A 12,840-nucleotide genomic window follows, 5' to 3' on the forward strand; every position below is an offset into this window, starting at 1 on the left:
TTAGACTATGATTTAAATCGTCTTTTATGTGTGTTAAGAATTTTTGCTTTTCTAAACCTTCTTGTAAATTTATTATTCGTAGGATAACATCTGCTTGAAGTCATATTATTAAATATTAGTGCAATTAAAAACAAAATAATGACTCCAGATAAAACAGGAAAAAACACGTATAAATATCCTAACGATTTAATCTTTTCTGTCCCAATCACTGCGATTAACGAAGTAGCTCCTCCTGGTGGATGCAAGGTTTTTGTATATTGCATCGCTATTATTGAAAATGAGACTGCTAAAGGTGCTGATAACCATATAATATCTGGAACTATTTTATAAATCGTAACTCCGATTATTGCAGATATCAAATGACCTCCGATTAAATTTCTAGGTTGCGCTAAAGGACTTTGTATTGCTCCATAAATTAAAACACAAGTGGCTCCAAAAGATCCTATTAAAAAAACATTTTCTAAAACAGGAAAATAAAAAGACTGTATAAAAGCAATGATTCCGATACCAAAAAATGCTCCAATAAATGACCAAAAGCTTTCTTTATAGTCAAGTGAAGTTTCTTTATAAACAACATATTTAGTGATTCTTATTGTTCTTTCTATTTTTTGTTTTATCATATTATACTAAGATAGCACTTAAAATAGCATCTCGTTGCACACTCGCTAAAACTCCTCTGTGATTTACAACTTCACCCAAAACAATAATCGCAGGGTTGCTTAAATCATTCTCTTTTACAATCTCTAAAATGGTATCCACAGTTCCAATTCCTACTTTTTCTTTGGATGTTGTTCCGTTTTGAATAATGGCAACTGGTAAATTATTTTTATGTTCTTGCTGAAATAATTTTACAATTTCTGATAACTTTCCCATTCCCATTAAGATGACAACAGTCGCATTCGATTTTGAAGCCAAAGCAATATCACTAGAAAGTTTGTGTTCTTTGGTGGTGCCTGTAATGACCCAAAAACTTTCTGCACTACCACGTTTTGTCAACGGAATATTCTGACTTGCAGCAACCGCTAATGAAGACGAAATTCCAGGAACCATGGCTGTTTTTATGCCAAAGCTTGCTGCATATTCCATTTCTTCTGCGCCTCGACCAAAAATAAACGGATCTCCTCCTTTTAAACGAACTACATGTCCGTGAGATTTTGCGCGAGCAACAATTAAGTCATTGATTTGTTCTTGCTGATATGTGTAACAACCTCTTCGTTTTCCTACGAAAATTAATTCTGCTTTTGGGTTGACATATTCCAACAACTCTTCATTTACTAGCGCGTCATATAAAACTACATCCGCAGTTTTTAAAACTTTAACCGCTTTTAAAGTGATTAAATCTATGTCACCGGGGCCAGCGCCAACAACTGTTAAAAGCTCCCTTTTACCCCCTGTTTCGACTTCGCTCAATACAAGCTCTGGGAAAAACGCAGACTCTTTATCTATATGAAAATTATTCATTATTTTTTCTTTTCTAATATTTATGCGGTTGTTTCTGCTAATCTAAATGCATCTACTTTTTTATAAAATGATTGTGCATCGTTTAAGTAACTTTCTGCAAATGCTTTTGTTGGTTGCTCTTTTTTAATTTGGTACACCAAATCTTCAAAAGAAATCTCTAAATCAATTTTATTTGTCTCCACAAAATGCTTTTGAAAATCGCTGATGATTACTGTTTGAGTATTTGTTTTAATATTTTCTGCAATTAATAAAGCTTTTGCAGTATTCACTAAAGAAGTATACGCATGGTAAATACTATCTGAAAACTGATTTTCTTTTAAAGCTTCTTCAGCATTGATTATTTTTTCTTCACTCTCAAATAAAAGTGTTGCAATTAAATCGATTACAACGCCTGCACATTCTCCTAATCCAATTGCTTTTACGTAAGCTTCATTATGTCCCCAATCAATAAAATCACTCGGTTTTAAATTGGTTGTATCAGACAGTCCTTTTAATAAATCATAGAAATAAGTTTTTCCTTGTCTGTCATAATATTCTAAAAAGGTTTCTTCTTTATGCTGATTTTCATCAAGATCATTTAACAGCATACGCAATGCTTCTGGACCTCTTTTACTCGGAATTTTCACCAACTTGTCAGAAAAACGACCTTTTCCGTCTCCTAAAATCCCGCCACCAATTAAAACTTGTAATGCTGGCGCTTGTAAATTACCTACTTTTATAGACATTCCTTGAAAACCAATATGCGCCATATTATGTTGCCCACAGGCATTCATACACCCACTAATTTTAATGGCAATTTCTTTGTTATTCAGATACTTTGGATATTCTTCTTCCAAGACTTTTTCTAACGCAACTGCAATTCCTGTACTGCTAGAAATTCCTAAATTACAAGTATCTGTTCCTGGACAGGCAGTAATATCTGCGGTGGAATTATAACCTATTTTCGCAAAACCTAATTTTTCTAATTCAACATAAAAAAACGGTAACAATTCCTCTCTAATATGACGAATTAATATGTTTTGTCGCAATGTTAATCGTATTTCATTTGCCGCATATTTCTTTACCAAATCGGCTAACAATCTTGCTTTTGGCGTGTAGAAATCTCCTAAATGAACTTTAATTCCGATAGCAAATAAACCTTCTTGTTTTTGTGTGATGACATTGGTTTCTTTCCATTTTTGAAAAGCTTTTTCATTTTCAATTTTTACTAATGGAATTGCTACCTCTTGAAAAAAAATTGGCTGTTCAAAAACAGTTGTATCGATTCTAAAAGTTTTGTTTTCTAAAGCATCTACTTCATCAGCAACTAATTGTAAAAAATCATTTACTCCGATATCTTTGACCAAAAATTTTAATCTTGCTTTTGCTCTTTTTGCACGTTCGCCAAATCTGTCAAAAATTCTTAAAACACCTTCTATTGTGGGTATTAAAACATCTTCTTCAAGAAAATCATAAATAACATCGGCATGTCTTGGCTGTGATCCTAAACCACCGCCTAATAAAACTTTAAATCCTTTTTTAGTGATGCCGTTTTCGATTTTTACTTTTGCAATAAAGCCTAAATCGTGGATAAAACTAATCGCAGTATCATCATCTGTGCCCGAAAAAGACATTTTAAATTTACGTCCCATTTCTTGACAAATCGGATTTCTTAAAAAGAATTTAAACGTAGCATCGGCATACGGCGAAACATCAAAAGGTTCGTTGATGTCTATTCCTGCAGTTTCTGAAGCCGTAATATTTCTAACGGCATTTCCGCAAGCTTCACGCAACGTAATATCATCTTTTTCTAACTGCGCCCATAATTCTGGCGTACGATCTAAACTCACATGATGAATTTGAATATCTTGTCTTGTGGTGATGTGCAATCTTCCTCGAGAATATTCATCAGAAACAGCTGCAATTCGATGCAGTTGTTCACTAGAAACTTTACCATAAGGCAATTTTATACGAATCATTTGTACACCAAACTGGCGCTGACCATAAACGCCTCTCGCCAGACGTAAACTTCTAAAACGTTCTTCGTCTATTTTTCCTTCTTTAAAAAGTTGAATCTTACGATCTAATTCTAAAATATCTTTTTCTACTATCGGGTTTTCTATTTCTGTTCTAAAACTTTGCATACAAACAGCCCATCCTAACCTTCCAGAGGGGAAGGAACTCTTACTCGGGCGGTAAAAGTAATGTTAATACTATTTTTTTTCTTACTTACTAGATTTCCAATCCTGAAACTTCGGGAATAGAAAAATCTATTTTATTAGCAAACTAGCTAATTCCCCCTTCGGGGGTTAGGGGGCTATAAACCCGACTCCAACCGTATTATTTGTCTTCGGATTGATCAAAATAAATGACCCATTCGATTTATTTTGACTGTAAGGATCTACCAATAAAGGTTTGCTCAATTTTAATTGAACTTCTCCTATTTGATTCAATTCTAATTCTGATGGATTTTCTTCAATTCCAGAGAAATCAGTTTTAATAATACTTGATACTTGTGTGATTTTTGCCTGCGCATCATTTACACCATGTTTGATTATATATTTTTGTGAAGCCTTTAAAGGTTCTTTATCCATCCAACAAATTGTTGCGTTCAATTGCTTTGTAATTGTTGGTTCTTCATTAACTTTCACCAACATATCGCCTCTACTCACATTTACATTATCATTTAGAGTAATGGTCACGGAACTTCCGTTTTTAGCCCTTGCGAACTCTTTGTCAAAAAAATGAATGCTTTTTATGGTTGATTTTGTTTGTGATGGCAACACCACAATTTCATCTCCGATTTCTAAATCGCCACCGTAAATTTTACCCGCATAGCCTCTAAAATCATGATAATCGTCTGTTTTTGGTCTGATAACAGTTTGCACCGGAAAACGAACTTGTGACACTTCATTGATATCTTCTGCATCCAGGTTTTCTAAATGATGTAATAAGGTTTCGCCTTTGTACCAAGGTGTATTTTCAGATTTTGAAACCAAGTTATCGCCTTGTAAAGCAGATAATGGAATAAATGTTAAGTTCTGATTTTTATACGCGCTTTTACTTGCTAAATATTCAATTTCTCCTTTGATGCTATTGTACTTTTCTTCCGAAAAATCTACCAAATCCATTTTATTAATGGCGATAACAACGTCTTTAATTCGCAATAGATTATTGATGAAAAAATGACGGTAGGTTTGTTCTACAACTCCGTTTCTTGCATCAATTAAAACGATAGAAGCTTGCGCTGTGGAAGCCCCAGTAACCATATTTCTGGTATATTCGATATGGCCTGGTGTATCTGCAATGATGAAACTCTTTTTTCTGGTTGAAAAATAAATATGTGCCACATCGATAGTGATTCCTTGTTCACGTTCTGCAACCAATCCATCTGTTGCCAGAGAAAAATCTAAATAATCAAATCCTCTTTGTCTGCTTTTTTCTTCAATGGCTTCTAATTTATCATCTGTTAATGATTTTGTATCATATAATAAACGCCCAATTAAGGTGCTTTTACCGTCATCTACACTTCCTGCAGTTGCTATTTTTAAATGCCCTAATCCGACTTTTTTTGAAGGAGAAGTAGTTGGGCTTTTATATGTTTTTGTGCGAATCATTTTGTTATTTTTTTAAATACCTACAAGGTTTTGAAAACCTTGCAGGATGTTTTTGAACATTTAGGATGTCTTTAAAACTTATACTATATTTCTTAACTTTCACTATGCGTTAGGGATTGAAACCTTTCGACTTCGCTCAAGACAGGCTCTATCTTTTTTGCCTTTTTCGGCAAAAAGATATAGTTGAAAGCCTGTTAAAACGCCCAAAAAATAATTAATTTTTATAATCTGGTAGTACGTTTTTACCCATTTCGATTCCGTTGTTTCCCCTTCGGGGGATAGGGGGCTTTTTAAAAATATCCTTGTTGTTTCCTCTTTTCCATGGCAGCTTCCGATCGTTTATCATCAATTCTTGCGCCTCTTTCTGAAATAGATGAATCTCTAATTTCTTCTACGACTTTTGCAATATCTACTGCATGAGATAACACTGCGGCCGTGCAACTCATATCACCAACAGTTCTAAAACGAACCATTCTATCGACAACTTCTTCTTCTTTATCTCTAAAAACAACGGCATCCTCTGCCGACCAAATCAATCCGTCTCTTAAAAATGTTTTTCTTTTATGTGCAAAATAAATAGACGGAATTTCAATCTGTTCATTTTTGATATACGACCAAACATCTAATTCAGTCCAATTTGAAATCGGAAAAACGCGCACATTTTGACCTAAATCGATGCGCCCATTTAACATATCAAAAACTTCTGGACGCTGATTTTTTTCATCCCATTGCCCAAAATCATCACGTACAGAAAAAATACGTTCTTTTGCTCTTGCTTTTTCTTCATCTCTTCTGGCACCACCAATACAAGCGTCGAAACCAAACTCTTCTATAGCGTCTAAAAGCGTTTCTGTTTGCAGCATATTTCTACTTGCATACCTGCCAGTTTCTTCTTTTACAGTGCCGTTATCGATATTGTCTTGTACGTTTCTAATGATTAATTCTAGGCCTAATTCTTTCGTTAACCGATCTCTAAATTCAATGGTTTCAGGAAAATTATGACCTGTATCTATATGCATTAAAGGAAACGGAATTTTAGCAGGATAAAATGCTTTTTGTGCTAATCGTACCAATGTGATACTATCTTTTCCGCCAGAAAAAAGCAACACAGGTTTCTCAAACTGCGCTATAACCTCTCTAAAAATATAAATTGCTTCACTTTCTAAAGCATCTACTTGTATTGTTCTTTGATTCATGATCATGTCTTTTAAATATGCAAACCACATTCTCTGTTAGCCCATCCTAACCTTCCCCGTTTCGCCTTTGCTCAATGCAGGCTTGAGAAGGAACTCTCACTCGGACGTTTTAAGAGTTTATATTCATATATTTCACTAAATATGTAATCCACACTCTCTAGTACTCTCTACTTTTGTTGGGTCAAAATATATGAACTCATTTGGTAAGTTTTTTTCAGCTAAATACACATCTAATTCTTTATCTGACCAATTATAAAACGGACTTACTTTTAAAATGCCATCTTTACTTTTAGAAACAATATCAATACTATTTCTAAAAGCCGTTTGTCCTTTTCTTAAATTTGTAAACCAAACATCAGGTTTGTGTTCTTTCATGGCTCTTGTAAAGGGCTCTAATTTTACTTGCTCTGTAAAAATTGCATGGTTTACATCTTCGATGGAAGGAACTCCTAATACTACATTTCTATAAGCAGCCGTTTGTTTCGGAACATACAAATGAATATTTAAATTCAGTTTTTCGATAATTTCTTCGGCATGTTTATACGTTTCAATTGTATTATAACCTGTATCGCACCAAATTACTTTTATCTCTTTTTTTACTTCTGTTACTGCATTTAAAATAGCTACTTCGTAAGGTCTGAAGTTGGTTGTAATCACCGGTTTTCTTGCCATAGAAATTGCCCATGCTATAATTTCTATTGGGCTTTTATCTGCCAGTTCTTTGTTGATGGTCTCTAAATTCATATGCTTTATTTTCCCCAATTTATTTTATTCCAGATTCTTTCGTGAAAGAAATACAGAATTAACTTTGTTAAAAAATCTACGGAGGCTATTGAAGTTGCCAACCCAATTTCTCCTATTAATACATAAGAGACTATTAAAGTATCTAACGTTCCTATGAACCGCCAGCTCAACGCTTTTATTACACTACGCAAAGGTTTTTCTGAACTCTTATCCTCTTCAAAACCCTTACTTTGTTTTTTCTTACTAAAAATGATTTGGTTTAAAATCATACATCATTAATTCAAATACTTACCCTATTAATTTAGTAGGACAATGCAAACATACTATTATTAAATAGATAAAATCAGCTTGAAAACTTAAAATAAATACAAGCCCTATCGATTTAGTAGATTAATAATAAAAAGGCAAGATGCTTATGAATATGAAATCACTACAAGGATGTAGTTTAAGGAATATTTTTCAATAAATAGCATCATTATTACCGGCTAAAGAAATAAGACCGCTTTACTTTTGAAGCCAACCTAACTAACGGCGGCCACGGAACCGAGACTTGATGATAACGAACTTAAAATCTTACAAAAAAAAAATGAATTTTTTAGTTTAAAATTAATTCAACAAAACAAGGTATCATTTCAAAAAAAAGGTGGCGTCCGGTTATTTTAAAGCGATTTATGAACCTACATTATTTTTAATCGGACATTAATACTATTGTGTAAATTGATTGTTTCCCAAAAATACTAAAAGGTTTTACCTACCGTAAATTGAAGCGGAATTGCAACACCATCGTTTCTTGTAAAAATATTTCCGTTGGAATAATGCATAATACGCAATTCTACATTATACTCTCTTTCTTTACCGAAAAAAACACCAAAACCCATAGTATCATGATAGGTTATTTTTGGACCACTTTTAAAGCCATCAATATCGCTTTTAGAGATAAATGCGGGTCCTATAATCGAATAATTTGTGTAAAAATCGTAGCCTTTTTTTCTTAACAAGTAAAATCTTAATACAGGAAAAATTGAGATAGCAAATACATCAGATTGTCCGATTTCTGACTGAAAATAGGTAATACTTGCCCCCCAATCTAGAGAGAAAATCTTTTCTGATCTGTAAATTAATCTTTGATAGGTAAGTGAAAAGGCATGTTGTGCTCGTACCGCTCCTACCCAAAAAACAGGTAGTCCGAAACTGTCAAAATTACCAACAGGTAAACTCATTGCAAAAAACTGATTTACGCCATAACCAATCCTACCCGTGCCATAACTAACTTGAAAAATATTCTTCGGAAAAAAATAATCGTTGTGTGCATATTCTTTGGCAATAGTATCATCAACTTGTTGCAAATGGTATTCAAAACCCAATGTTGCCTGTGAAATAGAAGGTTGGTTGTGTTTTGAAGACTTTGGTAAAAATGTACCGCTTAAAGACAAACGCCATTTATCAGAGACTCTATGTTGCAAACCAAAACCATACAACAAACTTGCATAATGTGCATCTTCATAAATTATTTGATCCTGAATCGAAAAACCGAATCTCGTTACGTTGGCGATTCCTGCTTCTGCATAAAAAGAGGTTTTTTTATAAATTTGAAAATCTTTTTTCAGAGATAAAGACCAAGCATTTATCCAAACACTTCTGTCATAACCAATATTATTAACGTTATCGTATTTAAACCAAGAAGCTGGCCTCATGGTACCAAATTGAACCGATAAATCTTCTGTTAATTTATGCCCTAATAGCAATCTTCCAGAAAACCAATTTCTACTAAAAGTTTCTGTTTGAAAACCATCAATTAAATTATCGTTTGAAAAAGGATAGAAAATACCTCCAAAATTTAAACTATAATAAGATTTTGCTAAAAAGTTGGTAAACTTCGTTTTTGGGTTTTCTTTTTCTTGAGAAATACTATTGATTGTGACAAAAAGTATGCAGATAAATAGAGTTTTTTTCATGAAAAGTAATCCAAATTTCACCAAATATAACTAAACTTATTCTTTATGCACTTAAATCTGCTAAAGTTGTATTTCTAAAAATTTGTAAAGAACTATCTCTTACTTGAATCATGAGCTTATGAACTGCGCAAGCGTTTTCATCCGGACAATCATCACACTTTTCATAAAAATTTAAACTGACGCAAGGCACCATAGAAATAGGTCCTTCTAAAACTCTCATCACGGTAGTCATCTGAATTTCAGTTGGATTTTTCAGCAGATAATAACCACCACCTTTTCCTTTTTTCGAAGCCAACAATCCGTTTTTACGCAATGTTAGTAGAATACTTTCTAAAAATTTTAAAGAAATATTTTCACTTTTAGAAATCGTAGCAATCGATACAGGAGTTCTATGTTCTTGTTTTGCCAAGTAGGTGAGTGCTTTTATTCCGTATTTTGTTTTTTTAGAGAGCATGAAGCAAAACTACGGAATTTCAGCTAATTATTTTGCTGTTAAAGCTTGCTGAATATCTTCGATAATGTCCGCTATATTTTCTAAACCTACAGAAATACGCACCAAACCATTTGTAATTCCCACTTCTAACCTATCTTCTTCAGACAAACGACCATGAGTTGTAGATGAAGGATGCGTAACAATTGTTCTTGTATCCCCTAAATTTGCTGATAATAAACACATTTATATATCCTATATAAAAAATTTATTATAATATTCTATACTTGAAAATTTTTGAATATGTAAATCAAAACCTACATCTTCTCCGTTACTAAAACCATCCATTAAAGTGTTTAAATTAGAATTTGATAGCCTGAATAAAAAACGAAAGCATTAATATATAAAAAAACTTGATTTTGAATTTCTTTTTAATTAAAATTAACTTCCATCACTTTCATCTTTCGTTCAATAAATACTTTTATAATATACTTTTGATAAAGATTAATTTATTCTAATTACCAAGAAATTTCTCCATTTTCCAAAATACGAAAAGACAAACTTCCATTTAGACCATGATTAGAATTGCTAATTAACTCATTACCATTAATTTCTATTTTCAAGCTTATTCCAATAGAATTAAAATATAATTTTTTAGTTTTCTCATTAGGTTCCCAAACACCATATTTATTTAGTCCTTTACTATTTTGACTAGATGGATATGTTTTCGAAAAACCATTCTCAATATTATAATGAGGTCCATCTCCTTTTTTGTAAATAACAATATCTTTATAAACCATCGAATCAGTTTTAATAAAATTATTATCAATATCAGTATACCCAAAATAAAAACCACATTCATTATATTGATTTTCAGAGTAATTATTTACCCAAAGTTGAAAACCAGAATCCTCACTATTACTCTCGGAAATTCCTATTTCATCTAAATCGCAACCACAAAAAAATAAAAAGAAAGAAAATGTGAACGCTAAATAAAATGATTTTTTCTGTTTATTTTTATTCATAATATCCATTGTTATCAGTACTTTTTGATAAATAAATACTTTAATAATTTATAAAATTACCAAGATAAATCTCCATTATCTAAAATTTTCAGCATTACATGACCATTAAACGCAGCTCTAGCTGACGAAACTGAAATTTTGTCTTCTAAATTAACTTTGAAGTATACGCGTCTATCAATAGATTCTCTTAATATTGTTACTTCATCTACCTCCCAATATCCATATTTATTTAGACCTTTCTTATCATTTCTGAAAGGATCTGTTGATGAATAACCTTCACCTGCATTATAATAGTTACCATCACCTTTTTTATGTATAACTATATTATTATAAACCAACGAATCTGTCGCTATAAAATTACTTGTTGAATTTAAATACCCCATGTAAAAGGTACAACTATTATATTCTTTAATAGAATAGTTTCTTATTCCAATATGAAAACCAGAATCTTCAGAACCAATAGCTAATAATTCTCTTATATCACAACTTGAAAAAATAAAAAAGAAAAGTAAACTAAAAATGATTACAGAATATTTTTTTTGTATTTTTTTATTCATAAGATCCATTGTTATCAGTACTTTTTGATAAAACCAAATTCTTATAAATTACCAAGAAATTTCTCCATTTTCTAAAATACGAAAAATAATTCTACCATTAAGACCATAATCAAAATCGCTAATTATAGTTTTTTCATTAAATTTAATTTTGGTTCTTAAGCCCATATCATTAAAATATAAACTTTTTGTTTTTTCATTAGGCTCCCATACTTCATATTTATTTAAACCATTTTTATTTTGATTAAATGGGTAAGTATATGAATAACCACTTTCTGCATTATAATTAGGTCCATCACCTTTCTTGTATATAACAAGGTTTTTATAAATTAATGAATCCGTAGCAACAAAATTACTATTATTATCTATGAACCCTAAATAAAAGGAGGATTCGTTGTATTGGATTTGAGAATAGTTATAGATATACAATCTAAAACCAGAATCCTCACTACCTCCAGGTAAACTTATGTTATCATTTAAATCACAATTAATTAAACCTAAAAAAACAAATAGTTTTAGTATTAAAAAAAAAATGGGTTTCTTCTTAATCATAATATCCGTTATTATCAGTTTTTTTAGATAAAAATATACTTTTATCTTTATTTACCTTTATGATTTCTAAATATGCTTTTTCTTCATTTTCTTTTTCATTACCATTAAAACTATCTAAATCAATAAAAACTGAATTATCTTCAATTTGCTTATAAGCTTCTTCATAAATTTTCGCATTTGTAGGGTTATGAGCACCTACTGGCACTCCAAAAAACCTTTTAAAAGGTGCATTCTTTTGATACAACTCTCTCCCTATTTCATTATTTCGATAATCCATATATCTTGTTCCAATAAAGTTATTACCACAATCTTCATTCAAATCACCAATACTTTTTGCAAAGTTATATTTTTTCTGTTTAGAAGACACAGTCCAATAATATTTGCTTAAAAGTGCTTGCCAAATCGTATTCTAAATGCATCTCTTTTAGTATTAACTTTATTAAGGTTGGGATAATATTTATACGCATTTGAATTTGCATCTCTATCAGCTGTAAATAAAGCCACTCCTCTTCTTACATGAAACCATTTAATATCTGCCAATCTTAAAACACAATCAGCTGTGGTTTCTCCTTGGTTTTTATACTCTTTATAAATAGGTATAAAAGGCGGTTTTGGGGTGTAATCTTCCAAATCATAAATTCCGTCAAATTTAGGAATAGGAACGTAAGTATTATCAAAATACCTTGTTGCTACAATCCTATCTAAACTACTATTGTAGTAATCATCAATAATATCTTGATTCTCATAAAGTGTTTCCGCTGTTAATTCAGGTAAGTCCCTCAATATCATAGCTTCGTTAATGCCATCTTCTTGAAAAGGTAGATATGGCAACATACTTCTAGTTGCTTCTAAAAGACGATAATTATCAAGTTCTTCTGCAGTTTTAGGTGATAAACCTTTAGATTTATAATACGCCTTTCCTTTTTCTAGAAGTATGGTTTTAAAACCTTCTTTTTTATGCGCATTTAAATCTTCTTCTGATAGATTATAGCTGTTTTTGAAAACTAATCCTTTAAAATTAATTGTTTTTTCAGTAGTGTCTTCTATATTATTTTGATCAATAATGTTAGTATCTTCTGTACAAGATAAAAATAACATTACAAGAAAAAGACTACAGAATTTCCAATAAATGTGTGTGTGTGTTAAATTCATTTTTGCAATTTTATAAAATTTATATTTTCAAATATATTAAAAATATATGTAACTATTCAGCCATTTCCGGTAGGAACGGATTTTTGCTAAAAGCAAGCTGAATATTTTCTAGTACTTTTTGTTTATTTTTTTTGAGCGTTGTAATATATCCTCTAATTCTAGCAAAATATTGTGC

14 protein-coding genes and 1 pseudogene are annotated in these 12,840 nt (G+C 31.5%); all 15 read right to left on the reverse strand.

The annotated features are described in order from the left end of the window. Window positions 1–5: 5 nt before the first annotated feature. The 15 genes and pseudogenes from ES044_RS14960 to ES044_RS15035 all read right to left on the reverse strand — a co-directional run bounded on the left by ES044_RS14960 (window position 6) and on the right by ES044_RS15035 (window position 12,665). Window positions 6–620 carry an HPP family protein gene (locus ES044_RS14960; RefSeq protein ID WP_147120138.1) on the reverse strand — a complete coding sequence of 205 codons (615 nt, stop codon included), beginning with the start codon at window positions 618–620 and terminating at the stop codon, window positions 6–8. Window position 621: 1 nt separating this feature from the next. After that, the gene (gene cobA, locus ES044_RS14965; protein WP_223269227.1) at window positions 622–1,461 is read right to left on the reverse strand and encodes a uroporphyrinogen-III C-methyltransferase; all 840 of its coding nucleotides are present in this window, start codon (window positions 1,459–1,461) and stop codon (window positions 622–624) included. Between the two features lie 20 nt (window positions 1,462–1,481). Then, window positions 1,482–3,584: a HEPN domain-containing protein gene (locus tag ES044_RS14970; protein ID WP_147120137.1), complete on the reverse strand. Its 2,103-nt coding sequence runs from the start codon at window positions 3,582–3,584 to the stop codon at window positions 1,482–1,484. A gap of 165 nt (window positions 3,585–3,749) precedes the next feature. Next, window positions 3,750–5,057: a sulfate adenylyltransferase subunit 1 gene (locus ES044_RS14975; protein WP_147120136.1), complete on the reverse strand. Its 1,308-nt coding sequence runs from the start codon at window positions 5,055–5,057 to the stop codon at window positions 3,750–3,752. A gap of 290 nt (window positions 5,058–5,347) precedes the next feature. Then, window positions 5,348–6,253 carry a sulfate adenylyltransferase subunit CysD gene (cysD, locus tag ES044_RS14980; protein WP_147120135.1) on the reverse strand — a complete coding sequence of 302 codons (906 nt, stop codon included), beginning with the start codon at window positions 6,251–6,253 and terminating at the stop codon, window positions 5,348–5,350. A 135-nt stretch (window positions 6,254–6,388) separates the two neighbouring features. Next, a complete protein-coding gene (locus ES044_RS14985) occupies window positions 6,389–6,997 on the reverse strand; it encodes a phosphoadenosine phosphosulfate reductase family protein (protein WP_147120134.1) in 609 nt (202 codons plus the stop codon). A gap of 5 nt (window positions 6,998–7,002) precedes the next feature. Continuing rightward, window positions 7,003–7,266, reverse strand: coding sequence for a DUF2061 domain-containing protein (locus tag ES044_RS14990; protein WP_147120133.1), 264 nt, complete (start codon window positions 7,264–7,266; stop codon window positions 7,003–7,005). A 468-nt stretch (window positions 7,267–7,734) separates the two neighbouring features. Continuing rightward, window positions 7,735–8,952, reverse strand: a complete 1,218-nt coding sequence (locus ES044_RS19030) for an acyloxyacyl hydrolase (RefSeq protein ID WP_223269226.1) — start codon at window positions 8,950–8,952, stop codon at window positions 7,735–7,737. Window positions 8,953–8,995: 43 nt separating this feature from the next. After that, entirely contained in the window at window positions 8,996–9,406 is a 411-nt protein-coding gene (locus tag ES044_RS15005; RefSeq protein ID WP_147120132.1) for an RrF2 family transcriptional regulator, read from the reverse strand. Window positions 9,407–9,433: 27 nt separating this feature from the next. After that, a pseudogene (locus tag ES044_RS15010) lies at window positions 9,434–9,628 on the reverse strand (PLP-dependent transferase); the annotation flags it as partial. Between the two features lie 272 nt (window positions 9,629–9,900). After that, window positions 9,901–10,407 carry a hypothetical protein gene (locus ES044_RS15015; RefSeq protein WP_147120131.1) on the reverse strand — a complete coding sequence of 169 codons (507 nt, stop codon included), beginning with the start codon at window positions 10,405–10,407 and terminating at the stop codon, window positions 9,901–9,903. 56 nt (window positions 10,408–10,463) lie between these two features. Continuing rightward, window positions 10,464–10,973 carry a hypothetical protein gene (locus tag ES044_RS15020; protein WP_147120130.1) on the reverse strand — a complete coding sequence of 170 codons (510 nt, stop codon included), beginning with the start codon at window positions 10,971–10,973 and terminating at the stop codon, window positions 10,464–10,466. A gap of 39 nt (window positions 10,974–11,012) precedes the next feature. Beyond that, a complete protein-coding gene (locus tag ES044_RS15025) occupies window positions 11,013–11,513 on the reverse strand; it encodes a hypothetical protein (RefSeq protein ID WP_147120129.1) in 501 nt (166 codons plus the stop codon). Further along, window positions 11,506–11,880 carry a DUF6973 domain-containing protein gene (locus tag ES044_RS15030; RefSeq protein WP_147120128.1) on the reverse strand — a complete coding sequence of 125 codons (375 nt, stop codon included), beginning with the start codon at window positions 11,878–11,880 and terminating at the stop codon, window positions 11,506–11,508. Before ES044_RS15030 ends, ES044_RS15025 begins: the two co-directional genes overlap by 8 nt. Window positions 11,881–11,897: 17 nt before the next feature. After that, window positions 11,898–12,665 (reverse strand): hypothetical protein, encoded by a 768-nt coding sequence (locus ES044_RS15035; protein ID WP_147120127.1) that lies wholly within the window; start codon window positions 12,663–12,665, stop codon window positions 11,898–11,900. Window positions 12,666–12,840: the final 175 nt, after the last annotated feature.

The organism is Polaribacter sp. IC066, assembly GCF_007997085.1.
Taxonomy (GTDB): Bacteria; Bacteroidota; Bacteroidia; order Flavobacteriales; family Flavobacteriaceae; genus Polaribacter.